17 protein-coding genes and 1 pseudogene are annotated in these 26,929 nt (G+C 37.6%); 12 read left to right on the top strand and 6 right to left on the bottom strand.

Annotated features, from left to right (window positions below):
* Nucleotides 1-674: 674 nt before the first annotated feature.
* A complete protein-coding gene (locus tag BMW37_RS02100; RefSeq protein WP_093317371.1) occupies nucleotides 675-1,877 on the top strand; it encodes a FliC/FljB family flagellin in 1,203 nt (400 codons plus the stop codon).
* 150 nt (nucleotides 1,878-2,027) lie between these two features.
* Here BMW37_RS02100 and pdxY read toward each other — a convergent pair whose 3' ends face one another.
* The 5 genes and pseudogenes from pdxY to BMW37_RS02125 form a co-directional block, all read right to left on the bottom strand.
* Entirely contained in the window at nucleotides 2,028-2,960 is a 933-nt protein-coding gene (gene pdxY, locus BMW37_RS02105) for a pyridoxal kinase PdxY (RefSeq protein WP_093317374.1), read from the bottom strand.
* A 28-nt stretch (nucleotides 2,961-2,988) separates the two neighbouring features.
* On the bottom strand, nucleotides 2,989-3,498 hold the full coding sequence (locus tag BMW37_RS02110; protein WP_093317377.1) for a hypothetical protein: 510 nt from the start codon (nucleotides 3,496-3,498) through the stop codon (nucleotides 2,989-2,991).
* Complete coding sequence (gene dxs / locus BMW37_RS02115) at nucleotides 3,488-5,392, bottom strand: 1-deoxy-D-xylulose-5-phosphate synthase (RefSeq protein WP_093317379.1); 1,905 nt, start codon at nucleotides 5,390-5,392, stop codon at nucleotides 3,488-3,490. The genes BMW37_RS02110 and dxs overlap by 11 nt, the downstream gene beginning before the upstream one ends.
* A 189-nt stretch (nucleotides 5,393-5,581) precedes the next feature.
* Nucleotides 5,582-5,773, bottom strand: a complete 192-nt coding sequence (gene nqrM / locus BMW37_RS02120; protein ID WP_093317382.1) for a (Na+)-NQR maturation NqrM — start codon at nucleotides 5,771-5,773, stop codon at nucleotides 5,582-5,584.
* Between the two features lie 98 nt (nucleotides 5,774-5,871).
* Nucleotides 5,872-7,674 (bottom strand): annotated as a pseudogene (locus BMW37_RS02125) (methyl-accepting chemotaxis protein); the annotation flags it as partial.
* Between the two features lie 591 nt (nucleotides 7,675-8,265).
* On the opposite strand from BMW37_RS02125, the gene degS reads away from it, so the two are divergent.
* From degS to BMW37_RS02140, 3 genes are all read left to right on the top strand, one after another.
* Entirely contained in the window at nucleotides 8,266-9,345 is a 1,080-nt protein-coding gene (gene degS / locus BMW37_RS02130; RefSeq protein ID WP_093317387.1) for an outer membrane-stress sensor serine endopeptidase DegS, read from the top strand.
* 223 nt (nucleotides 9,346-9,568) lie between these two features.
* Nucleotides 9,569-9,940: a thioredoxin gene (trxA, locus tag BMW37_RS02135; protein WP_093317389.1), complete on the top strand. Its 372-nt coding sequence runs from the start codon at nucleotides 9,569-9,571 to the stop codon at nucleotides 9,938-9,940.
* Nucleotides 9,941-10,683: 743 nt separating this feature from the next.
* A complete protein-coding gene (locus BMW37_RS02140; protein ID WP_093317392.1) occupies nucleotides 10,684-12,033 on the top strand; it encodes a sodium-dependent transporter in 1,350 nt (449 codons plus the stop codon).
* Between the two features lie 92 nt (nucleotides 12,034-12,125).
* Here the strand turns inward: BMW37_RS02140 and uvrA are convergent, their stop codons facing one another.
* On the bottom strand, nucleotides 12,126-14,951 hold the full coding sequence (uvrA, locus tag BMW37_RS02145) for an excinuclease ABC subunit UvrA (RefSeq protein WP_093317394.1): 2,826 nt from the start codon (nucleotides 14,949-14,951) through the stop codon (nucleotides 12,126-12,128).
* Nucleotides 14,952-15,348: 397 nt separating this feature from the next.
* Between uvrA and ssb the strand changes: the two genes are divergently transcribed.
* The 8 genes from ssb to BMW37_RS02185 all read left to right on the top strand — a co-directional run bounded on the left by ssb (nucleotide 15,349) and on the right by BMW37_RS02185 (nucleotide 26,435).
* Nucleotides 15,349-15,915 (top strand): single-stranded DNA-binding protein, encoded by a 567-nt coding sequence (ssb, locus tag BMW37_RS02150; protein WP_093317396.1) that lies wholly within the window; start codon nucleotides 15,349-15,351, stop codon nucleotides 15,913-15,915.
* 219 nt (nucleotides 15,916-16,134) lie between these two features.
* On the top strand, nucleotides 16,135-17,316 hold the full coding sequence (locus BMW37_RS02155) for a tyrosine-type recombinase/integrase (RefSeq protein ID WP_093317398.1): 1,182 nt from the start codon (nucleotides 16,135-16,137) through the stop codon (nucleotides 17,314-17,316).
* The gene (locus BMW37_RS02160) at nucleotides 17,313-18,896 is read left to right on the top strand and encodes a site-specific integrase (RefSeq protein ID WP_093317403.1); all 1,584 of its coding nucleotides are present in this window, start codon (nucleotides 17,313-17,315) and stop codon (nucleotides 18,894-18,896) included. The genes BMW37_RS02155 and BMW37_RS02160 overlap by 4 nt, the downstream gene beginning before the upstream one ends.
* Nucleotides 18,889-20,898 (top strand): integrase, encoded by a 2,010-nt coding sequence (locus BMW37_RS02165; protein WP_093317406.1) that lies wholly within the window; start codon nucleotides 18,889-18,891, stop codon nucleotides 20,896-20,898. The genes BMW37_RS02160 and BMW37_RS02165 overlap by 8 nt, the downstream gene beginning before the upstream one ends.
* Nucleotides 20,891-21,367, top strand: coding sequence for a protein kinase (locus BMW37_RS02170; RefSeq protein WP_093317409.1), 477 nt, complete (start codon nucleotides 20,891-20,893; stop codon nucleotides 21,365-21,367). Before BMW37_RS02165 ends, BMW37_RS02170 begins: the two co-directional genes overlap by 8 nt.
* 89 nt (nucleotides 21,368-21,456) lie before the next feature.
* Nucleotides 21,457-21,711: an HTH-like domain-containing protein gene (locus BMW37_RS15435; RefSeq protein ID WP_093317411.1), complete on the top strand. Its 255-nt coding sequence runs from the start codon at nucleotides 21,457-21,459 to the stop codon at nucleotides 21,709-21,711.
* Nucleotides 21,712-21,766: 55 nt separating this feature from the next.
* The gene (locus BMW37_RS02180) at nucleotides 21,767-23,962 is read left to right on the top strand and encodes a DEAD/DEAH box helicase family protein (protein WP_093317414.1); all 2,196 of its coding nucleotides are present in this window, start codon (nucleotides 21,767-21,769) and stop codon (nucleotides 23,960-23,962) included.
* A gap of 4 nt (nucleotides 23,963-23,966) precedes the next feature.
* Nucleotides 23,967-26,435 carry a sigma factor-like helix-turn-helix DNA-binding protein gene (locus tag BMW37_RS02185; RefSeq protein WP_093317417.1) on the top strand — a complete coding sequence of 823 codons (2,469 nt, stop codon included), beginning with the start codon at nucleotides 23,967-23,969 and terminating at the stop codon, nucleotides 26,433-26,435.
* The last annotated feature ends 494 nt before the right edge of the window (nucleotides 26,436-26,929 follow it).

Below are 26,929 nucleotides of genomic sequence, written 5' to 3' on the forward strand. Positions count from 1 at the left end.
TAGAAACGAAATAGTAGATGCAAACTAAACCTGCTTAATTCCATTAAAAACAAACTAGTGTTCAAATGGAGTAAAGATCAAATACCTAGCTGGCTGGTTAATAAGCCTGAAAAAAGAAAAGGAAAAACATTCAGCTAGGGATATATACTCAATGGAAATCAAGATGCAGGTTTTAGCATTACTTAATACCCATCAAATGGCAATCGGAATAATATCTTCTCCTGCAATTTGGAGTAACTTCACTATACTCCCACACCTATATAAAAAATAGACTGAAAATGTCAATATCCTTCAGTAAGTCAAAAAGCTAATTATTTTACATTATTTTCGTATTTACACTTAATTACACATCTGTGTGAGGATTATTTAAAGTTTCTATCGCCTTTGCCGTAAGTATATCTGCAACGAGAATTTCGTTGTATGTAATTGATTTAAAATATAAATTTACTTGGTAAATAAATCAATTAAACTTAAGGCCTATTTTGTGAATGAAAAAAAGGATGTTATTTCATTCCCTCATGCTGAGTTTTTTTATCCATATTACAAAGCAAGAGCATGCCCATGGAATAGGTCTTTTTAAGCAAATTTATACTTAAAGGATTAAATATAAATTTGTACCTTAACTGCATAATGAGAATTGCATGGATGCAATTTAAATTTAAAAGGAGTTTTATATGTCTGTTATCAACACAAATGTGATGTCATTGAACACACAACTTAACCTATCAAGATCACAAAACGCCCTCGGTACAGCAATTGAGCGTCTTTCATCAGGTATGAGAATTAATAGTGCTAAAGATGATGCAGCAGGACAAGCAATTGCAAACCGTTTTACTTCTAATATAAAAGGATTATCACAAGCTAGACGTAATGCCTTAGATGGTATTTCTATTGCTCAAACAGCAGGTGGTGCATTAGATGAAGTAAATAATAATTTACAGAGAATTCGTGAACTATCTGTACAGGCTGCAAATGGTTCGAACTCTCAATCTGATCTAGATTCAATCCAAGCTGAGGTACAACAACGCTTATCTGAAATTAGCCGTATTTCTGCACAAACGCAATTTAATGGTAAAAAAGTACTTGCCGAAGATAATGTTTTAAGATTGCAAGTTGGTGCATATGATAATGAAACGATTGATGTGAATTTAGTCAAAACTGATGTTGAAACATTAGGATTAAATGGCTTTAATATTAATGGACTATCAGAGACTCCTGTAGATGTAACCACAATTTTAACGGGTGCTGAAATAGATAAAATGTTTGGTTCTGTTGGTGCTGCAACAGGATCGTTAACTTTAACTGCAACAGATGGTACGGCATTTGGTTTAGCAGCAGGCAGTGCGACAGTTGATAATACTAAAATTTTCCAAGGTAAAGATGGCACTCTTTATGCAGAAGTGAATTTTTCAGGTGCAACAGGGGCTGATTTAGCAAAAATTGAAGAAGCAGGATTTAATACAACTGATACCTACTACGTAGGCATCGCAAACGGGACCGCGGCTGTGACAAATGAAACAGCAGCTGGTGCGGGAGATGGCTCTGTTGCTGTGACATTTGGAGCAGGTTCTCTTAATTTTAGTAATGTACTAGCCTCTTTGTCAGAAGCTCCTCTAGCAGCAATCGATGCAGCTATTTCTAAAATAGATGGAATTCGTGGTGATTTAGGTGCTGTACAAAATCGATTAGATTCTACTGTGAACAATTTAGGAACAGCAGTTAACAATCTATCAGCATCAAGAAGTCGTATTGAAGATGCAGATTACGCGGTTGAGGTTTCAAATATGTCTAGAGCTCAGATTCTGCAACAAGCAGGTACGTCAGTATTATCACAAGCAAACCAAGTACCTCAAACTGTTTTATCTCTATTAAGATAAAATAAATTTATTCATAGGTATTTTTAGAAGATAAGAGGGCAGGAAACTGCCTTCTTATCATTCGTTTTTGATTCATGAATAATTATCTTATCAATAAAATCTATTTATTGAAACTTTTAAGAGTTAACACTAATTCTAGTATTAAATACGCTAAAGCCTTTTAATTTCAAATATGGGTGATGGGGAATGAATATCTGATTGATTTGCAATTAACGGCAAATCACGCTCGCCAGCTATTGTATGAGAAACAAGTGAATATAGGCTACTGACTGCTAAGGCTGTTGCTTCTTCAATAGGCTTGCCATTTAGAATATGAGATAACAAAATAGCAGATAAGGTGTCGCCCATGCCATTTGGAAGAGGTTCGAGATCATGATAGGGTGTTTCAACTAAACAAGCCCCCTGTTCCGTTACGAGTAATGTTTCTAATTTTTCGGGGGGTAAATCAGGCAACCTAAGACTCGTGATGACAACAGCATGTAAGTGTTGATTATGCTTAATCAGTAATTTGGCATGAGTAATAATTTCATTTAAATCTGTAAATGTTTGCTCTGCTAAAAGCTCGTATTCAAAATGGTTAGGGGTGATGATTGAGGCTTCACGTAGTGCAGAATGTTTTAAAAACTCTGGTATACCTGGACGAACAAAGATGCCTCGACCGATATCACCCATAACAGGATCGCATAAATAAATCATGCTAGGGTTTTGTTTTCTAATTTTTTGAACACTTTTTAATATCACCTCGCCAATATCTGCATCACCAAGGTAACCAGATAACACAGCATGACAATTTTCTAATACACCTCTAGCCTCAAGACCACTAAGTACATCTTCAATATGAGAAGCTGTAAAAACTTGACCTTTAAATTCACCATAACCCGTATGATTTGAAAATTGAACAGTATTAATCACGATAGGCTGGATTTTGAGTAACTGCATCGGCAATGTGGCAGCTGCGTTACCTACATGTCCATACGCAACATGTGATTGTATAGTTAAAACATTTGGTAAGTGACGATTTAATTTACTGAACTCAGTAGTTAAATTAGACTGACTATTTAAATTAATGCTAGACTCTTTCATATCAAGTTCTCAAGTATTATAAGTCAAATTATTGTTTAATCCATTCAATGGTAATTGAGTTATCAATTCTATCAAATAGCATAGTCATTTCAGCATATTTTGGGTTATTCATAATGTACTGATAGAGACGTTTATCATTATATAAATCTTCGCGATTAAAGCTCTTAGCGCTTAGTTTAACAGCAAGCTCATATGTATCTTCTTTTTGCCAAAATTGCTCTGCCATTTTGTTGGCAATTTCAAATACTTCTTCTTCTTTAAGTTCAATTGATTCATCAACAAAATTAACTATTCTAAATTTTAAAACATCACAGCCACCGTAATAAATTTCATCTGCCAAATTACCATTTTCCCAAACAATACTATTACTCTCTGAATAAATTTGCCCATTTGGTTGTTTTTTAGAAATGTTAATTAAAGTTTGTTGATTTGCTTCTGGATTGAAACGACATTCAGCAAATACAGAAGAACAAAATATACTTAGTGTAGCAATAAGTGAAATTTTCAGTGGGTTGATAAGAAAAGATTTAATTATCATTGGAACGAACCTCCCACTCAGTAACTTGAGATAAAATTCCTTTTGCATCTAGGCCAATAGATGATCTCATTTCATGTTGTTCACCTGGAGCAATAAAATAATCGGGTAATCCTATCATGAGAAGTTTAATTGATAAGTTTTGTTTTAGTAAAAATTCTGCAACACCACTCCCAGCACCGCCTGCAATAGCATTCTCTTCAACCGTGATAAAAGTAGTATGATTTTGGACTAGACTCAGTAGACACTCTTCATCTAAAGGCTTAACAAATCGCATATCTATAACAGTTGCATTTAGGGTGTCTGCTGCAGTTAGCACGTCTGGTAAAAGGGTTCCAAAATTTAAAAACACTCTGTCAAAACCATTTCTAATTAACTTTGCTTTACCAATTGGAACAGGTTTGAGTGGTGCTAATTCTGCACCTGTTCCATAACCTCTAGGATAGCGTACTGCCGCCGGCCCAGAATGCATATAACCTGTTTGGAGTAGTAAGCGACACTCATTTTCATCACTAGGCGTCATAATAATTAAGTTTGGAATACACCTTAAGAATGATAAGTCGAATGCACCTTGGTGTGTTTGCCCATCACTTCCTACAATTCCACCTCTATCAATCGCAAGCAAAACAGGCAAATTTTGAATGGCGACATCATGAATAACTTGATCATAAGCGCGTTGCAAAAATGTTGAATAAATTGCAACAACCGGTTTTAGGTTTGCTAGAGCTAGACCTGCAGCGAATGTGACTGCATGTTGTTCTGCGATGGCTACATCAAAATATTGCTTTGGAAATTTCTTAGAAAATTTCACTAATCCAGAACCTTCACGCATCGCTGGTGTTATGGCCATCACTCGTTTATCTGTTTTGGCAATTTCACATAGCCATTCGCCAAACACTTCGGAATAAGTTAGGAAAGGAGAGGGCGCTTTAGGAGGTAAACCTTCAGATGGATTAAATTTTGGGACAGCATGCCAGCGAATTGGATCTTCCTCAGCAGGTCCGTATCCTCTGCCTTTTTTCGTCATGATATGAAGTAACTGTGGCCCTGTTTTATCTTTAAGCATTTCTAATGTCTGGACTAACAATTCTACATTATGCCCATCAATAGGTCCTGTATAATGAAAACCTAATTCTTCAAATAAAGTGCTTGGAACTAATATTCCTTTAACATGTTCACCTGTTTTTTTGATGAGCGTTTTTAGAGGAGGAAGCGGAACAGGCATATCTGAAAGGTCAGGAAGATGATCGAGTACTTTTTTGCCACCTTCACGTAAGGTGCTATAAAGTTCTCCTGCAAGGAGTTTCGCTAGGTGATTATTAAGAGCGCCAACATTTTCAGATATCGACATTTCGTTATCATTTAAAATCACAAGCATATTAGGTTGAATATCACCTGCATGATTCATTGCTTCAAAGGCCATCCCTGCAGTTATTGCACCATCTCCAATAACACAGACAGTTTTGCGATTTTGACCTTCTTTCATTGCCCCAACAGCAAGCCCAATTGCAGCACTAATTGAGGTGGAAGAATGGCCGACTGATAGCACATCATATTCGCTCTCTTCACGCCATGGAAACGGATGTAGTCCTTCCTTTTGGCGAATGGTTTTTATACGATCACGTCTTCCAGTTAAAATCTTATGTGGATAGGCTTGATGACCCACATCCCAGATTAATTTATCAAAAGGCGTTTGAAAAACGTAATGAAGTGCTACTGTTAATTCAACCACACCTAAGCCTGAAGCGAAGTGGCCACTTGAGCGACTAACGCTATGAAGAAGGTACTCACGTAACTCATTACTCAATGGTTTTAATTGAGATTTTGATAGTGTCCTCAAATCAGAAGGTAAAGCACATTGCGCTAATAGAGGATAAATAGTCGGATCAAATACCATAGTGTGCCCAGTAGAGTAAAAAGTTAAACAATTAACATTCGATCTTACAAGCAATTATACTGGATGAAAAGAGCTTAATAATGATTAATACCTCAAATCGTTATTTTATATAAAAAACTCTTAAATGGCATCATATGAGTTAAAAGGGATGCATAAACATAAAAAGTCATTTTATTGAGGTATTTTAGTTTATTTTGCTTTGTTTTTATTTTTGCATTGAGTAGGGTCATTGCCACAAAAGTCACACTTACTACCTTTGCGCAAACCTAGGGCAGAAATACCGCCACAAGAGCCTGCAATCGGTTTTCTACCAAACATTACGCCTATTGACATCCCTACTACAACACATACTAACAAACCAAACACAAGAATCCAAAGCATAATTTACGTACCTAACATTGCAATTAAATGGTCTCTAGTCATATCAGACTCGCATCTACATACTATACCATATCTTATTGAAAAATCACGCACCTTAATTATTTAACTTGAAATGCTGATGCTGCTTTAATCAAATCTTGAGAGCCGCTTTGTAATTTCTGTATTAAAGTAGATGAGTCCTCGACTAATTCAACATTTTCTTCTGTGCTCTTATCAACTTGATTGATAGCAGTATTAATATTATCCATTCCATGGGTTTGTTCAACAAAAGCGTTTGACATTCCATTCATAATTTCAGAAGCCTGTTCTATAGCATTTAAAAGCTGTAACATTATCTGGTCAACTTGTGAAACTTGCCTTACCCCTACATTGATTTGTGAAACAGAATCTTCAATAAGTGATTTAATTTCGTTTGCTGCAGTAGAAGAGCGAAGGGCTAAATTTCTGACTTCTGATGCTACCACCGCAAATCCTTTACCTTGCTCACCTGCTCTAGCTGCTTCAACGGCTGCGTTTAATGCAAGAATATTAGTTTGGAAAGCAATATTTTCAATTACACTGATAATTTCACCCATTTTAGAGGTTTCATTTGAAACTTGTTGCATGGTTGTAACAACACTTGCAACCATCTTGTTACTGTCAATTGCAGTTTGTTTTGCAACTTGTGCAAGGTTATTTGCTTCTATTGCTTGGCTAGTATTATTTTCAACTGTTTGGCTCAGCTCTCTGACTTGATTGAGCGTAGCTGTGAGAGCCTCTGATTGACTATGCGTTCTAATTGATAAATTTTCGTTTCCTTGAGACATTTGATTGGCTACGTTGTCAATTGCCATTGCACTAGATTGGACAGATGTGACCATAGTGACTAAGTCTTGCTGCATCTCTTTTAAAGCATATAGCATACTTTGTGAGTCATTGGAATTAAGTGCAAGTTGAGTGTTTAAATTGCCTTTGGCTATTTCATGAGCAAAATCAATGGCTAAACTAGGTTCTCCACCTAATGGTCTAATAACAAATCTATGTATACCGATAGATAAAATTAAGGAAACTAGTAAAATTGCGAGGCTACCTAAAATAAAGGCTAAGTTACGCATAAAAACAGCCTCTTTCATAATCGTTTCTGTTGGTATAGATAGGGCAAACAACCAACTATTTCCAGTTTTGCCAATTGGAATTTGAATAAAACTACGAAGTACATCTTGTTCTAGTAATGCATCGTATTCAATACGAGAATCATTTTTACCAGATTTGAGTATAGTTAATATTTCAGGATCTTCTGTCACTTTACCTCGTAGATCTGGATTTTGGTGTGCAATCACAACCCCATTACTTGCATATAAGCTTGCAAATCCATTTTCAAATGAATTATTTTTGGTAAATAAACGCTGAAATTGCACCATATCAACAGTAATACCAACTACTCCAACAAACTGATTATTTCTCTTAAGCGGGACACCAATATTTGTGACAAACGCAGGCTCTGAATTTTCTATTGGGTAAAAAATAGGATCGGTAACAACCTCATTTCCAGTTTTTTTAGGCACTAGATAGTAAGAACCAAATGCTTCATCGTTATAGCCGACTAATGGTGCCATTTGGATGTCGCCAGTAGAGCGATGCCAGCCAGGAATAAATCTACCAGTCTCGTCATGCCCTGCTGTGTTTTTATATTGCTCGTCTTTTCCATCAAATGCGTTAGGCTCAAAAGCAGTCCAAACAGCTGTTAATTGCGGTAAGCCTTCTAGCGTTGTTTTAAAAAGGGTATTTGCTTCATCTCTATTAAGAGAGGCATTAGCAGATGGGCCAGTTAGGACAAAAGAGAGAGTTCGAGCAACAGAAAATGCTTCATCAAAAACATTATTAATAACTACTGATTGGGTTTGCGCTTGTTGAGCAGTAATTTTTTTAGCATTATCCATGGTAATACTTAAGGCATTTTGCCAAGCAATGTAGAACACTATGCCAAAAACAATTAAAAGTGTAGAAATCACAATTCCAACAATTTTAGTCCTAAGTGTGAGTTTGGGCGAAGCATTTTCGATTTTGACTGCCATGGTTTCCTCTATTATTTTTTGAAGCTCGTGGCTGTTATTTGAATGACGCAAATGTTTATTGAATAATTAATAAAAATATATATAACAAATAGTATCATTTTGAAATAACTTAACCAAATGTTTTATCCATTTTAATAGCTGTTTTTTTACTATAAAAAATATTAGAACGCATGAAAATAGCATTTTTTATAGTGTTAAAGAATTGTTTCGGTTATGCGCATAAAACTATTCTACGAATAGAACATAAAACAAACATAATATCAGTAGAGTATTTATTTTTTTGCCATGTTTTTTAGTTTCTAAAATCGCAAGTGTTAATGTGCTAAGATTTAAACTAATCTAACTGACTGCGAGAACAAATCAATCATGCTATACTAACATTAGAATTTTATTGCATCTTGATGATATTAATTATTATGTAAAGGGTATGTTTGGGTCATGTTGATTAAACTTTTAAAAGCGATCGTTCTAGGTGCTATAGTTGGCATTTTGATGATATGGTTATTTCCCCAGATTAGGACCAAGCATCCAGAGATTGATGTATTACCAACTACAGATAATGTCGTTCAAGTAGCTCCTATCTCTTTTCATGAAGCAGTGAACATTGCCGCACCCACGGTGGTGTATGTCTATAATCGAGGTGTGGGTGATGAAAATGATAAAGAACAATTAGGAATACGTACATTAGGATCTGGTGTGGTAATGAGAAGCGACGGGTATATTTTAACTAATATGCATGTTATTTCAGGAGCCGAGCAGATTGTGGTTAGTCTGCAAAATGGAAGTACTTTTGAGGCAGAACTTGTTGGTGCAGATGATTTGACAGATTTGGCTGTATTAAAAATAGATGCCATCGACTTGCTTGCTATTCCTGTTAATTTAGAACGTAAAACTCGGGTTGGTGATGTTGTTCTTGCGATAGGTAATCCTTATAATTTAGGTGTGAGTATTACTCAGGGTATTATTAGTGCTACTGGGCGAATCAGCTTAAGTTTATCAGGGAGACAAAATTTTTTGCAGACGGATGCCGCGATAAATCATGGTAATTCTGGTGGTGCTTTAGTTAATTCTTTAGGGGAATTAGTTGGAATTAATACATTGTCATTTGATAAAAATGAAGATGGGACCCCTACAACTGGGGGATTAAATTTTGCTATCCCGACCGAACTAGCTATTAAGGTCATGAACAAAATCATTAAAGATGGCCGAGTTATTCGAGGTTATTTTGGCATTAAAGGTGGTGATGTTAAAATGACTTCTACCGATGGAGTAGAAGAAATTACAGGAATTTATGTCAGTGCTTTAGACGAAACAGGTCCTGCTGCAAAGGCTGGGATTAGAGTAGGTGATGTTTTAATTAAAGTTAATAACTTATCTGTATTATCTACGTTGGATGCGCTTGATAAAGTTGCTGAAATTGCACCTGGAACGATTATTCCTGTTGTTTTAATTCGAGATGAATATGCTATTGAATTACAGTTAACGGTTGGTAAATATCCTGAAAAAGAGTCTTTTTGAATTTTTTGCCCATTTTAGCAATATAACCGACATACTATTTACTTACCACTAGGACATGATTGATTTTTAGATTTGTGTATGATTGAACTATTGTTATATATTGAATTTTAAGAGAATGAATCGCAAAGCTTATAATAGATTGAAACTTTAACTTGATTTTTTACTAGTCATTTTTTAAAGTATAAAGTTATCATTCACGAAAGTTAAACTAAAGGTACACTTTATGGCCGTATTAGAATTAAATCAAAATAATTTCAAAGAAACAATAGAGAATAATAATATTGTTATTATTGATTTTTGGGCTGCTTGGTGCGGTCCTTGTATGAATTTTGCACCTATTTTTGAGGCGGCATCAGAGGAACATCCTGATGTTATATTTGGGAAAATTAATACTGAGCAAGAACGAGAAATCGCAGCTGCTTTTAACGTACGTGGTATTCCGTTATTGATGGTTTTCAGAGATAATATTATGCTTTATTCCGAATCAGGTGCACTTCCTGCTGCTGCATTAAATGATTTACTTACACAAGTAAAGAATCTCGATATGGATGCTGTTAGAGCTGAAGTTGAAAAAAATAAAACTATAAAAGAATAAGTAATATTCATTGCCTGCTTTACATAGGGTTTTATTATTTACTTAATAAATTAAGTCTTTAGATGAATTCTTTAGTGACAGTGTTTGATTGAATTTATCCTTAAAAATGTTAAACGCATTTATTGTCCCTACCAACTTATTCAGGCTGCGAGTAATCACCTATAGTCAGCATGATTATTCGTAACTAGTTTATTGATTGTAATTTTTTTATTGTCTAAGCTCATATGCATAGATGATAAAAAAGTTATTTTGTCTAGTACGTTAAGTATCCGAGTTAACTCATTTTCAAAACCGTTTTTACTCTCGCCAAAGTTATCCCCAAAGTATGTGTTAGCTTCATATTTATACGATTTGCGCTTTCGTTCCGAGTGATACTGAATAAATTGATTTTTCTATAAACTAGAGGAAAATTCAGAAGGTAAGAAAAAATTTTTATAAGGCACAGGTGTAGATGAGTGTTTAAAATTAGTTTCCCCCCTCATTTTTTTAAGCTATTTGCCTGCGATGCACACTTTAGATTGTAGTTGTATGATGAGTGTAATAGTACAACATTGAATTGCAATACTGCTAGTTTGTAGCAGTATCTTATGTATTCTATGCATATATTCAGATAGCAAAACGCGTTAGATTTATTTGTAACAAAATATAAATATAAAGGAAATTAAGATAATAATGATTGATATCTTAAAGTTTGTTCGTTATATTTTTTGTTTAATTTTAACTTTTATTTAATGGAGTAGCTTATGCGATCGCAATGGGGATCGAAATTAGGATTTATTTTAGCCTCGGCAGGCTCAACAATTGGTTTAGGCGCAGTATGGAAATTTCCTTATGTTACAGCAACACAGGGAGGCGGGGCTTTTTTAATCATCTATTTAGCAATTTGTATGACACTAGGGCTTGTCCTGATGAGTACTGAAATAGCAATAGGACGTTCTACTCAATCAAGCCCATATGGTGCATTTAAGAAATTAGGAGGTAAAGCTTGGCCAATCATAGGTTTATTAGGAATACTGATATGTTTCATGATTATTTCTTTCTATAGCGTTATTGGAGGCTGGACTTCAGCTTACTTTGTAAGCACTATCAGTGGTTCGACACACACTGCGATTGGATCACAAAGTGCTGAGAATTTTTCAGGATTTATCACTAATGCAGCTGAGCCTATATATTACCATTTGTTTTTTGCAGTAGTAACAGCGGGTACTATTTTATTTGGTGTTCAAAAAGGTATTGAAAAAATTGCTAAATATCTAATGCCTGTCCTTTTTATACTGTTGATTATTTTAATTTTTAGATCACTTACATTAGAAGGTGCAAGCGCTGGATTATTGGAGTTTTTATCAATTGATTTTAGCGAAGTCACAAGTAATACCTTTTTAGAGGCACTTGGTTTGAGTTTCTTTTCTCTTTCATTAGCTATGGGTATTATGGTGACCTATGGTTCATATGTTGATAGCCAAGCTAGTATTGTCCCTTCAGTTGTGTGGATTATAGCGTTAACACTCATGACTTGTATATTATCAGGTTTGATGGTTTTACCCGCCGTTTCAGCACTTGGTTTATCTAGTAGTGCAGGTCCAGGACTAACCTTTATTACAATGCCATCGGTATTTGCTACCATGCCATATGGACAATTTTTTGGTGCATTATTCTTTGCCGCATTATTTGTTGCTGCTTTGACTTCTGCGATTTCATTAATGGAAGTTATTGTAAGTTTTTTAATTGATGAATTTAAGCTATCAAGGCCTAAGTCAGTTTTTATTACACTCACTGGATTTTTCTTATTAGGAGCAGTATGTTCTTTGTCATTAGGTATTTGGCAAGATTACCAGCTTTTCGGATTAGGGGTATTTGATTTACTTGATAAATTGACCCAAAATATTTTAATGCCAATAGGAGAAATTGGATTAGCAATTTTTGCCGCTTGGGTAGTTTGGCCTAAGATTGAGCAAGAAATTATTGCAAATTCTCCGCGCCTGCGTTCTTTTATGTTGCCTTTTAGAATATTCTTAGGAATTATTGTTCCTGTTATCATAATGATGATATTTATTTATCAAATTAAAGATCAACTAATTAATTGGTTTAATTAGTTAAACGTAATATTGCGGAACTGTATTAACGCAGCCAAGTTAGTAAATAAAATTGGCTGCGTAGCAATTTAAGGGTTACTGAGTATTTAGGGCTATTTCAATAGTGGTATTAAAAAACGTGCTGTATGAGAAGCATTGCATTTAGCAACAGTTTCTGGTGTGCCTGCGACTAATATCTCCCCACCACCACTACCACCTTCAGGTCCTAAATCAACTATCCAATCAGCAGTCTTGATGACATCAAGGTTATGTTCAATCACAACGATTGTATTGCCCTGATCTCTTAATTGGTGCAATACGCCTAATAGTAAGTCGATATCAGCAAAGTGTAATCCAGTTGTTGGCTCATCTAAAATGTAAAGGGTTTGTCCCGTGCTTCTTTTTGACAGCTCTTTTGCCAGTTTAACACGCTGGGCCTCACCACCTGAAAGGGTGGTTGCTGATTGACCAAGTCTGATATAAGAGAGGCCTACATCAATTAAGGTTTGTAGTTTTCGAGCTAAAGCAGGAATGGCTTTAAAAAATTCACATGCTTCCTCTATCGTCATATTCAGTACATCATTGATATTTTTACTCTTATAGCGTATATCAAGCGTTTCTCTGTTATAGCGTTTACCTTTACACTGATCACACGGCACATATACATCAGGTAAAAAATGCATTTCGACTTTAATAACGCCATCACCTTGGCATGCTTCACAGCGACCACCTTTAACGTTAAAACTGAATCTACCAGGGTTATACCCTCTTGCCCTTGACTCTGGAACACCTGCGAATAATTCACGAATTGGGGTAAATATACCAGTATATGTAGCAGGATTAGAACGAGGCGTTCTACCAATAGGGCTTTGGTCGATATCGATGACTTTATCTAAGTGTTCAAGACCCGTTATCGTTTTATAAGGCGCAGGTTCAGCTAAGGTGGCACGATTAAGTTCTCTTTGTGCAATTGCAAATAGTGTATCATTAATCAAAGTAGACTTACCTGAACCCGATACGCCAGTAATACAGGTGAATAAGCCAATTGGAATAGTTAGATCTACATTTTTTAAATTATTGCCAGTTGCACCTTTAAGCTGGAGTAATTTTTTCTTGTCTAATTTATGGCGTTTTTCTGGAATAGCAATCGTTTTTTTACCACTGAGATATTGCCCTGTTAATGAGTCTTTATTTGCTAATATCTTTTTAAGTGGACCTTCTGCAACAACTTGTCCTCCGTGAACCCCCGCACCAGGCCCAATATCAATGATGTGATCGGCAGCTCTAATTGCGTCTTCATCATGTTCTACAACTATCACTGTATTACCTAAATCTCGTAGATGGATGAGTGTGCCAAGTAATCTTTCATTGTCTCTTTGGTGTAGACCTATCGAAGGCTCATCAAGTATGTACATTACCCCAACTAATCCAGCACCAATTTGGCTAGCGAGCCTAATCCGCTGAGCTTCTCCCCCTGAAAGGGTTTCTGCACTTCTTGATAAAGAAAGGTAATTTAATCCAACATTGACTAGAAATTGTAATCTATCACGAATTTCTTTAAGCACTTTTTCAGCGATTTGAGCGCGCTGACCTGTTAAGGTTAGTGATTCAAAGAAGTGCGTCGCTTCACCGATACTTAAATCTGAAATATAAGGTAGTGTTGTATTATCAACATAGACATGCCTTGATTCTTCTTTAAGTCTGGTCCCATTACAGCTAGGGCAACACCGATTATTGATATATTTAGCGAGTTCTTCTCGAACTGCCATCGACTCTGTTTCTTTGTAACGCCTCTCTAAATTATTCAAGACACCTTCAAATGTATGATTACGAGTAACAATGTCCCCTCTATCATTTGTATAATTAAAAGCAATGGTTTCTTTTCCAGAGCCATATAATATTAAATTTTGAATTTTATCGCTTAATTCATTAAAAGGGCTTTCTATATCAAATCCATAATGAGAGGCAAGTGACATTAACATTTGAAAGTAATAGAAATTACGTCGATCCCAGCCACGAATCGCTCCACCAGCAAGAGATACTTCTTCATTTTGAATCACTCGGCTTGGGTCAAAATATTGTTGTACTCCTAAACCATCACAGCTAGGGCATGCGCCTGCAGGGTTATTGAAAGAAAATTGACGTGGTTCTAATTCTTGCATGCTGTAACCGCAGCTTGGACAGGCAAAGTTTGCTGAAAATAATAGTTCTTCGGCCGCTGGATTATCCATATCGGCAATAACAGCAATACCACCAGTCAGTTCTAATGTGGTTTCAAACGATTCTGCTAAGCGTTGTGCAATATCAGCTCTAACTTTGATTCGGTCAACAACGACTTCAATAGTATGTTTTTTTTGTAATTCTAATTTAGGTGGATCGGATAAATCACATATTTCTCCATTAATCCGTGCTCTGATGTAGCCTTGAGCAGCTAGATTATCAAGCGTTTTTTGGTGTTCACCTTTACGTTCTTTGATAATTGGGGCAAGAAGCATTAATTTTGTCCCTTCAGGTAAAGCTAAAACTTGGTCGACCATTTGACTGACAGTTTGAGCTGCTAAGGGGAGCTGATGAGTAGGGCATCTTGGCTCACCGACTCTTGCAAATAACAGACGTAAGTAGTCATGAATTTCTGTGATGGTACCAACTGTTGATCGTGGATTATGTGAAGTGGATTTTTGTTCAATAGAAATAGCTGGTGACAATCCTTCTATATGATCAACATCTGGTTTTTCCATTAAAGATAAAAATTGTCTTGCATAAGCTGAAAGTGATTCAACATAACGGCGTTGCCCTTCTGCGTATAAAGTATCAAAGGCTAGTGACGACTTGCCCGAACCAGATAATCCAGTTATAACGATTAATTTGTCTCTAGGGATCGTCAAATTGATATTCTTAAGGTTATGGGTGCGAGCTCCGCGTATGTTAATAAATTTCATGCTGTTATTCCTTTAGGGTGTTTAGTGGAAGTGCAATTTTTCAATGTCTTATTCAATTTTAGCGCATTTTTGTGATTTTTATGAGTAATGGGTATTTTTAATGTTAAAATGCCGCACAATTCGTTTTTTTGTGAATATAAAAAAAATAATTGAGGTGCATGTATTTTAGTAATTCATTTTCATGAGTTTATCCGATTAGTGGAGTGATAATCAGTAAATTAGGATTATCGCACAAAAGATTAGAATCTGATATATCAAGACAAGCTTAATCTTTTATGGTCAAGTTTATCCATTCGTGTGGTAAACTTACTGGCATAATTTATATCAGATGAACACATCAATCATTTTTTGTGCTTAGGCGCGATATCAAATAAATAATTATAGTTAGGAGGCGGTTATGGCATCAAGAGGCGTTAATAAGGTAATTTTACTTGGTAATTTAGGGCAGGACCCTGAAGTTAGGTTTATGCAAAATGGTGATCCTGTTGCAACATTAACTGTTGCAACGAGTGAATCATGGCGTGATAAGCAAACAGGGGAAACTAGAGATAAAACCGAATGGCACAGAGTGGTTATTTTTGGCAAATTAGCTGAAATTGCTCAACAATACCTAAAAAAAGGTTCTCAAGTTTATTTAGAAGGGGCATTGCAAACTCGTAAGTGGCAAGATCAGCAAGGGATTGAACGTTATACAACAGAAGTCGTCTTAAGTGGATTTAATGGTACGATGCAAATGGTAGGTGGGCGTACTGGCAGTGGACAAAATAACTATGATGCTCCTCCTATGGGGAATGCTGGTGGATTTAAACCTGAAACTGGGGCAATGGGCATGGGCGCTGTAGCTGCTGGAGCTGCTTCTTCTTGGGATAATTCGCCAGCTGCGCCGCAATTTACAGGTGCAAATCCTACGGCTGCTCCTTCAAGTGAACCGCCAATGGATTTTGACGATGATATTCCTTTTTAAATGATATAAAATAATTATTGTTAAGTTATTCATAGTTAAATATTTGCATTGCATTGTTTTTAAAGTAATTTAATTGTAAATATAGCCCTTTTAGTGCGTAAGCATTTGAAGGGCTTTTTTTGTTTTAATGATTTTGGTATTTTAAGAAATCGTATAATTTATTATATTGTAAATTTAGAGTTTTTGGGTTATGCTTGTTTTGTCAATAAAGGTGATGTAATGAAAATAGAGCTAGTCACACACAAAACGGGTGAACAAATACCAATGATGCTAGATACTTCTGGTATGCCTGTTGTATTACCCAATGAGTTTATCCTTTCTAGGCGATCCCTTAGTACCAATACACTGGTTCGGAATTTGAGAGAACTGTCAGTGCTCTATCGTTGGCTGGACAAATCAAATTGTGACCTATCTGCTAGATTACTGGCTCAAAACTCGTTCAACGAAGCGGAATTAAAAGGTAGTTTGGTCGAGGCGTTAAGAATCGACCAGGCCAATGGGCATATAAGAGCAGTAGCGCCTAATACCTTTAATCAAAGGCTAACAACTATCCGACTATTTTTCAGTTGGTGCATGGACGTACTGACTAGTCAGCTACCTCTATCTTCCTTGGATTATGAGCGTTTAAGGGAGAGAAAGTCATTTTTGCTAAAAACTCTTGATGGTAGCTTTATGTCTGCAACACCAGTCAAAAAGAGTCTTCAAAAGGGGCTAAATGATGCTGAAGTTGATTTCTTGCTTGCGGTATTGCACCCCGATGCTAAGCAAGGGTTCGGAAGAGATTCTGCTGTAAAGTTCAGAAATTATGTATCTGTTGGGCTGATGTTATTTTGTGGTTTAAGGCCAGGTGAGCTGCTTAGTCTCAGGGTGGAGGATGTCCAGGTTGGTCCGATTTCGTCGATACAGGTTGAACGTAGGCCAGCGGACCCGCTTGATCTAAGGCGACCGAGGCCTCAAATAAAACGCAATGGCCGAGTCATTCCGGTTGAAAATAGGCTTCTTGAATTGGCTTTGAATGAGTATATTGTTACTTGGCGTGAAGTGCTTGAAAGTAAAAGCCAATACGAATCAGACTATTTAATCTTGAGTGATGAGGGGGCGCCTTTGTCGCAATCCTCAATTACACAGTTTTTTCAGTTGTTGCGATTGCAATACGCTGACCACCTTCCTGAAAACTTAACGGCCAAGTCTCTCAGGCATTCATTCTCATCACGGCTTGAGCGGGTATTGCGTGCTTCAGGAATGGATGAGCAGCGCAGGAGAGAAGCTTTAGCCTTGCTGCGTGGCGATAGTAGTTTGGACTCACAAGATATATACATAGCCCAAGAAGTGGAAGAGCAAGCAATCAAGTCACTGAAACGGTATCAGGCTGAAATAATGTCAGGGAAGAAGCTAGAGTGAATATAAGATTATCGAAACCACAGGCTATCGAGCGGTATTGTCCTGAGATAGAAAAATTAATTACCCGTGAAGGAAAAGCAGTTGATATATCCGGTGATACTTGGAGATTGCCGTATTCTGTGAGGGATAATTCAACCCTGAATTTCACAAAGATAATCAATCCCGAAATCAGAGAAGCGCTCAAAGACCATGTTGCCGAACAACTTAAACGAATATCAACACATGCAGGCTATGTTGCATATCAGGATGTCTGGAGAGAGGTTCTGAGATATTGGGGGAGCCCTGCATCTAAAGTTGATTCAGAGTCGCATCTAATAGATCTATTTGAAACCGCTATTAATCGCGCTCGCTCACGAAAAAGGCTATGGGCAATGTACAGGCCCATACAGTGGTACATCTGGAGCGCTGACAACAAGGCAGAATATGGTTTTTCGGAAACTTATGCGCAAGAACTTGAGGCATTAGAATTGCCTGGGAATCCGAAAGGTGAAGCTGTTCGGATGGAAGATCCCGAAAGTGGCCCTCTGCACAAGTCTCTTGAGCTACCTCTCTTAATCAATGCACTTAAATCAGATGATGGGCGAACATTAGAGCATTTGCAGCAGAGGGTTGTAGTTGCCCTTTCCATAGCATTTGGGCGAAACCCTGCTAACTTAACATTTCTCCGAGAGTCTGATTTTGAACGGCTGGCTCCCTTAGGTGATGACCCATGCTACATCATTCGCATGCCGAGAATTAAAAAACGATTTGTAAATCCAAGAGACGATCTTTTGGTTGAATATCTTGATCCACATTTTGGTGCCATGATTGAGCAGTTGATAGAAATCAGTAAATTGGTGCCGCTGAGTTTTGCAAATAGAGCCTTTGTTATTCCAGAAAAGCGACCATTGCTAATTAACAGAAATGGAAATAAAGCGGCCATTTTATCCAAAGATATTGATAACGTATTTAACCTGACGAGTAGCGATATATCACGTTTACTCAGTGCGTTCGTAAAACGCCACAATATTATCTCACCGCTCACTGGTGAGTTAATGTGCGTAACTCCGAGACGGTTGCGCTACACATTGGCGACAGGCTTGGCTGCTGAAGGGATCAGTAAGCGTGAGCTGGCGAGGATCCTTGATCACACAGATACCCAGCACGTGCATGTCTATTTTGAAATGGCTGGTAGAATTGTTGAACATCTAGACAAAGCAACCGCGAAAGGCTTCTCGAAGTACCTCAATTTTTTCAACGGTAGGCTAATCGATAGTGATGAAGATGCTGTCAATGGTGAAAGAGGTGATAAGCATCTAATATTTATCGATGAGCAAAACCCTACAGATCAAGCTGATATTGGTGTGTGTGGCGAATCCAGTGTTTGTCACCTTGATCCGCCCTACTCATGTTATTTGTGTCCAAAATTTCAGCCTTATCGGCACGCTAATCACGAGCATGTTTTGGAATGTTTGCTGGCTGGACGCGAAGAGCGTTTGAAGAAGTACGATAATGCGCGATTAGGCATACAGCTTGATGAGGTAATCGCAGCGGTAGCACAAGTAGCCAAACTATGTGAGGAAGGGGGGCGTAATGTCTGATGGTCGCTCCAACCGCAAGGCCAAGGTTATTCCTTTCGTTGATCGTCTTGAGCGTGACAGGAATGAAAACCTCAAATCTTTAGCCAGCAAAGCAAAGCTAATGAAGTTAGAAGGGTTTGAGTCTGTCGTTTGGGATGCCCCCGAGTGGCAAGTCGTTTCAGGCCGCCTAGTCAGGTTGACTGGTAAAAATACGAAATCAGCCTCTTTTAGTTTTTCGCTATCTCCGAAGCTGGATTCAGAGTCACTAGACGGTTGCTGGGAACTGGTTGCCAAAGCGTTATTTGTGCTCAGGTTCCACAGAAAGCATCAATCAGCACCGAATCAGCGTAATTTCATTACCGCTATTGGATATGTGTCATTTGCAGCTAAACAGCTAGGGCAGGATTTATTTAGGCTTACGCCTGAAGCACTGGATAATGCGTCTGTTTTAATCTCAAAACACTACAGTGATACCACCGCCTACAATCTTCACAAGCATGTTGCAGAGTTTGCGGCACACTGTGATGCCAATGGTTTGTGCAGAGTTTTATTACAGTACAAATATGCAAAAATGAAGCGTCCAGCTGGCACTGGAGGAATAAATCATAAAAGGTTAGATGATCCTGAGGTTATGGAGACGAAGTCAGACAAACTGGTCGATCCCGCTGTATTTCGAGTCATTGGTGAACTGTACTTAAACGTTCCCAAAGATCATAAGTATCGTTTCTATATTCTGATCTTGACACTACTTGCTTCCACAGGAAGGCGGTTTAGTGAAATTTCACTATTACCCGCTCAGCAGCTGTCTTCTGATGACGAAGGTAACCGCTATATCGAATACTTTCCGCGAAAGGCAAGTCGTGGTGACGTATTTACACCAAAACGAAGGCTTTACTTGCCGTCAGAGGTGGCCCCCATCGTTGGTGATGTACTCGTTGAGTTGGCGGAAATTACATTTAAAGCGCGTTTAACAGCAGAAGAAATGTATAAAGTAGGTGGTCCAGACCTAAGGTTTTTGGATAGTATACCTGAAGATAAAAAGCTCTATGCAGCTGATTTGACTGAATTAGGAATCAGTCACACTGTTTTGGGCGCAACAGGTTGGCTCAGGAAACAAAAACTCGCGTGGCCAGATCATAACACATTAACCAGGCAGGTAGCTAAGCCTGCAAATCCCATTTTTTACACTTACAAAAGTGGATTGATTGAATACTGTTTGCGTGATTTCTTTGAAGCATATTTATCTGCTTTCCATACAGACCAATTTGGTAAAGAATATTACCTAAAAGATCTTTTATTCATTCGTCCTCTTGGACTTTCCAGTGGAAGCTACGCTCATTGGCTGGCCACGAGTTGTAGCCAGTCCATGTTTACTACCTTCCTTCGCTATTTTGCACAACTTGCCGCCGAATACGCTTCAGAAAGTATCGAGGTGGATTTTACCAGTCATCATTTCCGTCACACGCTTAATACCCTGCTGGATGAGGGCGGGTTAAGCGACCTGCTACAAACCGAATGGTTTGGTCGTACTAACCCAAAAGATACCAAAGCATACCAGCATACTTCTCGCGAAAAACGAGCGCTGATGCTCCGCGAAGACATCAAAAAAGGCTTGGTAAGTGGGCAGTTAGCTGAGCAAATCAAAGTTGTTCCGGTAGAAGTTCAGGATGCTATTCTGAAAGCGCGAATTCAGGCTGTACATGATGTTGGCACTGGAATCTGTATCCACAATTTCTCTCAAACACCCTGTGAACGTCATTTGCAATGTTCGGCAATCTGCAAAGACTACGTTTGGGTTAAAGACGATAAGGGACGTCTGGATGAGCAAAAGCGCCAGTATGCCCTTACTGCGCTTGCACGAAAAAATGCTGAAAAGCAAATGAGTAGCAACAAGCCGAAAAAAAGCGCTGATTGGCTAGCCCATAACGATAAAAAACTCAAAACATTGGCTACCCAACTGGCCGCAAACGGGGTTGAGCACTTTGATCCCGAACAATATCTAAAGGAGATAGAGCATGGTTAAGCGCTTTAGACGCATGTCTGATAGTGACATCAAAACAATTGTTGCTGATTTGGATCGCTGGGCACTGGGCGAGCTTGGATCAAAACTAACTTGGGCTGTGCTAGAAGAACGTTTTGGCTTTAGTCGCCAATCGCTTCAAGCTAAATCTGAGATTAAGGCTGCTTATAATAACGCTAAACGTGCTCTTTCAGGCGGGCTGGTAAAAACTAAAGAACTGGTAACTAAAGAGGCTGAAGAGCTTCAGGTCGAGGTAGAACGTCTCAAAGAGGAGCTAGAAGCTTTCAAGCGAAAGGAAGAGCAGTGGCTGCGTCGCTGGCAGCAAATCGCCTTTCATGTGCGGCAGAAAGGCTTACAGATGGCCAGTGTTGATAGGGCGCCGCCAGAAGGGGCAGTTCTACCCTCTAACACTGAATCCGCTCAGATTCTCCGGCCGTTTGATAAAGAAATACCGCCATCAGGCAGAGTGTAAGTGATTGATATATAGTTTAATTAAGGTTGATGTATTTTCTATATAAATCAGTTAAATTGTCAAGTGCCTAGAATCGCACAGGCTGAAAAATGAATAAAAACAAGATTTGCGAGCGAATCAAGCAGGTACTAGCGGATGCTCCTCGTAATCAATATACAGCTGAACTTTATCTGCAAATGATCAAATACGATAATGATCTGAGGAACATTACAGCAAAAGAGTTTTGTGAAGGGTGGTTGCGAAGCAGCTTCGGTGCGGAATTTAACAAAATGTGCAATCTGACTCGGTGTTTGAAAGCCGTAGGACTAAACCCTAAGCATCTATCACGACGTTTTAAACGTTGACATTGAAATTGAATAATCTGATTAAACGATTTAAGCTGACTAAGAGGCTATTGAAATGGTAAAAGACTTTAAAGATATTGACCAGTTAGCACCTGCAGATTTCGAGATTTTTGTTAGGGACCTATTTCTTGCCTCCGGTTGGTCGGATGCTGAAATTACAAGAGTTGGAAGAGAATTTAAATACGGTGATGGTGGTGTGGATATCTTTGCTTACAAAGGAAAGAGAAGATTTGCTATCGAAGTTAAGCAACGGAATTTGAGCACTACAGTTGACGTAAAAGCCCTAAACCAAATTGTTACAGGTGCTAAGTTAGCAAATGTGTCTAACAAGATATTGGTTACCAATTCATACTTCACCTCAGAAGTTAAAGCGCGAGCATTACGCTTAGGTGTAGAGCTTATTGATCGAGATGAGTTACAGAATCTTTGGGTAGTAAAACACTCAGAAATTGGTCGGGATATTAAACCAAGGAAGTACCAACAATATGTCATTGATGAAGCTTTGCACAAATATAATGCAGGAAAAAATAAGATTTTGATTGAAATGGCTACAGGTTTGGGGAAAACCTATACAGTAGCTCATCTAATAAAGAGGCTAATCCATGAGTCATCTGAGCGACCACGGATTCTCTTTCTTGCTCATCAAGTGGAAATTTTGCTTCAGTCAGTTACTGCATTTAAAAATGTCTTAGGTATTGGGAATTACAGTTTCTCTGCCTGCTTTTCTGGAACGAAGCCAGAGGACACAGATTTTGTATTTGCATCATTCGATACGTTGTATGGCCAACTGGGGAGTCTATGCAATAATTCATATGATTTTATCGTTGTCGATGAGGCGCACCATACGGCGGCAAGAACATATTCCGAAGTTGTCACCCTATTTAAGCCGAAACTGCTGGTTGGTTTAACCGCCACGCCATATCGAGCAGATAACAAAGATGTAATATCTTTTTTTGGTGGGGCAGATGGGCATATTGGTAAATTCGATTTGGTTTGGGCTTTAAAGCATAAGAAATTGGCATTTCCTAGATATCTCGTCCTTCTTGATGATCTTGATCAGGATAAAATTAATCAATTAGAAAGTGGGCTATCCATTTCTGATTTGGATAAAAAATTATTCTTGCATAAAAAAGATCAGGAAGTTGTTCGTATTGTTGAGAAAACTGTTGAAGAACAGGGGATACAGAGAGTAAAGGGAATCGTATTCTGTAGAAACATCCGCCACATGTACCACCTTATAGGTTTTTTTCAGCTCGGATCTGCTACTCTTGTACATTCAAAAATGCAGGATCTGGAAAGAAGAGAAAATATTAGAAGTTTTAGGGAGGGAAATGTTAAGTATATATTGGTGTGTGACCTATTTAATGAGGGCATTGACATTCCAGAAACAAATCTACTTATTTTTATGCGGTATACGGGCTCCAGAACCATTTGGCTTCAACAGTTAGGGCGAGGATTAAGAAAAACACCCAATAAAGACTATGTCCATGTATTGGATTTTGTAGGGTCTCTTGAGAGGCTTAACGAGGTGAAAGAGCTTTCTAGGTCTATCGATAGAATGCCTGTTGATAGAGAAAATCTAATTGATGATGCGGAGGAGCCGGAAGTAAATAGTGTCTTTCACGATATGGCACTGGATGTCAAATATAGTGAAGAAGCGGCGAAAGTCCTCAAATTGATCGAGAATATGAAGCTAGAACTCAATAGTCGTGAATTGTTATTGGAAAAGCTGCGACGGTACAAAGAGATAAATGAGTCAATTCCAGATATTTCAAATATAGAGAATTGCCTAGAGGACGTGGGCTTAGATCAGATAGCTACTCATTTTGGATCTTATTATGGCTATTTAACAGCCGCATTTGATGGTGATTTCGACAAACAGGAAATGATCTTAAGGATGAAAAAATATATAAGTGGGTTTTATGAAGATTATAAACTGGAACCTAGTTTGAAAGCAATTGCAGTTCATTTTACTGTGAATCATCTAAATGAGTTTACTGAGAAGGATATTAAAACACTGATTCCTGAAGCAAGTGAATTTATCCGCGAAGTTACGCCGAATGTCCCTACTAATTTAGGAGAAAACAGTTCAATTTCTGGCGCTCCATCTCCTTGCCCAATAATCGAAAAGTACAGAAATAATTTATTATCTCGTTTAGATGTGAAAAAGCTTTCTGACGCTGAAAGAGATGAGATTATAAAGAAATACAGTTCTATTTCTGTGTTTTTGAAGAAATTAAAGAGTTATTAAGAAAATGGATTTTGTTACTATTGATATCCGCCAAATAAATTTGGATAGTGCTGTAAAAAAGTTAATTAAGTCGATTCTATGTGATAATGCTGACACTTTGCCCAAAAAAAGGGACTTGTGGGAGATTATCGAAGATATGAGCATGGATGATTTCATGCTGTTAAAAAGGAACGTTTACTTTGCTGACTTTCTTAGGTTATTTGGTGTGGAATTTTCGCCTAGCGGGGATACCTGTAGTGAATTTAAAGATAACACTGAGAGCGTTGGTCATGTTGATAATAGTGATAACGATATGATTAAATCAAAGATTGGAAGTGATATCAGCCTTGATTTGGGGATAATAAAAATACCCTCGCTCGTGACAAGGCTTGATGATTTGATATTGCCAAATAGATTTTCGAAACTGGTTAAAAGATTAAGAAATATCAGTTCATTTCATGAATCATTCCATCTTGGTGAAACTTTGGGTGATCTTGTTAGTTTGAGCACTTCTGATATTGCTTGTCTTCCTGGGGTTGGATTATCTTATGTGGAAGCCTTTAAAGAGCTTAAAATATTAGCCAATACTGCGGATGAGATTGATATTGAGGTTGATAATTACGCACCTTCTGATAATAAAATTAATCTTGGAAAAGTAGATACCAGTAATATGAGGCTATGTTTGGGAGGGGTAGACCAAAAATTTGCTAAAGCGTTGGAGAAGTACGCTAGATACATTGGTGCTGAGGATGTTGCAGAAAATTTGGATGACATTCTTAGTTTTAATCGGAGTAAGTTGCTTGCTTTACCGGGCTTTGGAGAAAAAATAGTACATTGTCTGATTGAGTTCAGAGATGTTGTTAGAAAAGAAATTGAGTCTATTTTAGCAGGCAATATTAACTATCAGGAATTTGAATCTTCGTTAATCTCCCCAAAGGTATTTAGTATGGTCCCAATTGAAAAAGCAGAAAAAATCTTGCTGGAGGATGTCGATAATTTCATTGATCGAATTGAAGATGATGAGGCCGACATTGCCCAAAAACGCTGGGGATTTGTAGAGGACAAGCAGACATTAGAGCAGATAGCCTCTAACTTTGATGTTACAAGAGAGAGGATACGTCAAAAAGAATCAAAGATAAACAGCAGTTTTATTCGGCATTTGCGTATTCATCCGAAGGCTATGTGGCAGCTTATAGAGCCTGAGCTATCCAGCAGTTTTCGCACTAAATTCAATAAGGTTTTCTCATGTTTCACAGAGGAAAAGGACTTTTACGATTTTTTAAGCTTGATTTGTGGGCAGACTAATCTTTTTGAGTATGTTTACCCTGAGCTAGACAAAACTATATTAAATATTCTTTTTGCGGAAAATGGTGCGCCACTCCATCTTGATGATATTAGAGAGTACATTTCGCAACTAAATTTAAGTGAAATTAAAAATATCGATAACGCTATTTATTTTTTGGAGAAGCGTGGCGTCTTGCTTATTGATGGCGAGAATATTTGGCCGAGGCAGCTTGGAAAAGCTGAGGCTAGTGCATGTATTTTATTTCATCTTGAGGGTGGTCTGCCTTGGTTGGATGTAGCTAGACTGGTGAATGCTAGATGTTATTCTAGGACTGATATTTACGAGGATCGCCTAGATAATGAGGCTTTTAAGTTGCCGGATTACATATATTTGGCCGGTAAGGGTGTATATAGACATACAAGATTTATTGATGTTGAATCAATATCGCTGGACGATATATTTATATCGGTGATGGAATATGCTCAATCAGATTGCAGAGACGTTTTTCATTTGATGGAATGCTATCAAGCTTCCGCTGGGCTACAGGCATACGATTATTTTATAATTAGGCACTTGGTAAAGCATTTCGGCGAAGATTATGGATTTTACTTTTATGGTCGTTCACAATCCGATTCCGTGGGGTTGAAAAAAGGCTTCAAAAATATTACACAAAAAGATGTAATTATTGAGGCAATGAATAGAAGTGAGAGGCCTTTAACAAAAACAGCTATTGCTAACTTACTGAAGAGCAAAAGTAGTAATCATGCTGCATTTTATCTAGATGCTTTGATTGAGGACGGTAAGGTTGTTCAGGTAGACAGGATGCTCTACACTACACCTAGCTGCGCATACAAAGATATTGTTGTAGATGACTACGTAGTTGAAATCGGTATAATATTGAATAAATACCAAATCCCTGTAGAGTCATCTATTATAAAAAAAGAGCTAAATAACCGATTTTTAAAGTGTTTCTCAAAGTACTTTTATGCATCGATTGCACGACTTTATGCTAGGGATCAAGGGTGGTTCAGAAAGAACAGTTTGTATTCTATTAATGAAATACCATTTAGAAATTTAAAAGCAGTCATTGAAAACGTTTGTAATTTGGAGTTTTCGGTAAATGATAATATCGAGTTTCTCCAGAAGCATGTAGCTATCACTAAGGAATCAGCTACCATAGCGCTTTATAATTGGCGTAATAGCCCCTAGTGCATGAATTAAATTCATGCGAGAATGTTGATATTCCTGTGTTTCCTATTTGGTGCGAGAGTCAGGAATACGAAAATTACGCCTATGGAACGTAAATTGCAAGGAATTATAGGTAACTCTATCTCAAATCGAGCAATAGTTTGGATTTAGACTTGGCTTGAAGTATCATTAGCTGTTGATGGCAAGAACGGAAAATGGATTGTAATTCAGCTAGATCTTGCTGAAATGCGATTCAAGGTTTGGTAGAAGCAACAAACCTTCCAATATTCGCCTTTTTGATTATGGATGTTGAAGCTACCTGAGTTGGTCAGGTGCTTTCGCTAAAAGTGTTAAGATTCTATCTTTACGCTTGGTGTCTAATAACCCTAGAGTACCCTCCCAGAAAGTTGACAGCATTGGAGTTAACTTAACATTATTTAATATATTTAACATTAAATAAATTTTTTTCAATGGTTTAAGTTATTTTTTAACTAGTTTATGTGAACAACCTTTTT

The organism is Thorsellia anophelis DSM 18579, assembly GCF_900111395.1.
Classification (GTDB): domain Bacteria; phylum Pseudomonadota; class Gammaproteobacteria; order Enterobacterales; family Thorselliaceae; genus Thorsellia; species Thorsellia anophelis.

Coding starts and splice junctions, on each gene's coding strand:
- BMW37_RS02100 (WP_093317371.1), top strand. CDS start 675: ATGTCTGTTATCAACACAAATGTGATGTCATTGAACACACAACTTAAC.
- pdxY (WP_093317374.1), bottom strand. CDS start 2,960: ATGAAAGAGTCTAGCATTAATTTAAATAGTCAGTCTAATTTAACTACT.
- BMW37_RS02110 (WP_093317377.1), bottom strand. CDS start 3,498: ATGATAATTAAATCTTTTCTTATCAACCCACTGAAAATTTCACTTATT.
- dxs (WP_093317379.1), bottom strand. CDS start 5,392: ATGGTATTTGATCCGACTATTTATCCTCTATTAGCGCAATGTGCTTTA.
- nqrM (WP_093317382.1), bottom strand. CDS start 5,773: ATGCTTTGGATTCTTGTGTTTGGTTTGTTAGTATGTGTTGTAGTAGGG.
- degS (WP_093317387.1), top strand. CDS start 8,266: ATGTTGATTAAACTTTTAAAAGCGATCGTTCTAGGTGCTATAGTTGGC.
- trxA (WP_093317389.1), top strand. CDS start 9,569: ATGGCCGTATTAGAATTAAATCAAAATAATTTCAAAGAAACAATAGAG.
- BMW37_RS02140 (WP_093317392.1), top strand. CDS start 10,684: ATGCGATCGCAATGGGGATCGAAATTAGGATTTATTTTAGCCTCGGCA.
- uvrA (WP_093317394.1), bottom strand. CDS start 14,951: ATGAAATTTATTAACATACGCGGAGCTCGCACCCATAACCTTAAGAAT.
- ssb (WP_093317396.1), top strand. CDS start 15,349: ATGGCATCAAGAGGCGTTAATAAGGTAATTTTACTTGGTAATTTAGGG.
- BMW37_RS02155 (WP_093317398.1), top strand. CDS start 16,135: ATGAAAATAGAGCTAGTCACACACAAAACGGGTGAACAAATACCAATG.
- BMW37_RS02165 (WP_093317406.1), top strand. CDS start 18,889: ATGTCTGATGGTCGCTCCAACCGCAAGGCCAAGGTTATTCCTTTCGTT.
- BMW37_RS02170 (WP_093317409.1), top strand. CDS start 20,891: ATGGTTAAGCGCTTTAGACGCATGTCTGATAGTGACATCAAAACAATT.
- BMW37_RS15435 (WP_093317411.1), top strand. CDS start 21,457: ATGAATAAAAACAAGATTTGCGAGCGAATCAAGCAGGTACTAGCGGAT.
- BMW37_RS02180 (WP_093317414.1), top strand. CDS start 21,767: ATGGTAAAAGACTTTAAAGATATTGACCAGTTAGCACCTGCAGATTTC.
- BMW37_RS02185 (WP_093317417.1), top strand. CDS start 23,967: ATGGATTTTGTTACTATTGATATCCGCCAAATAAATTTGGATAGTGCT.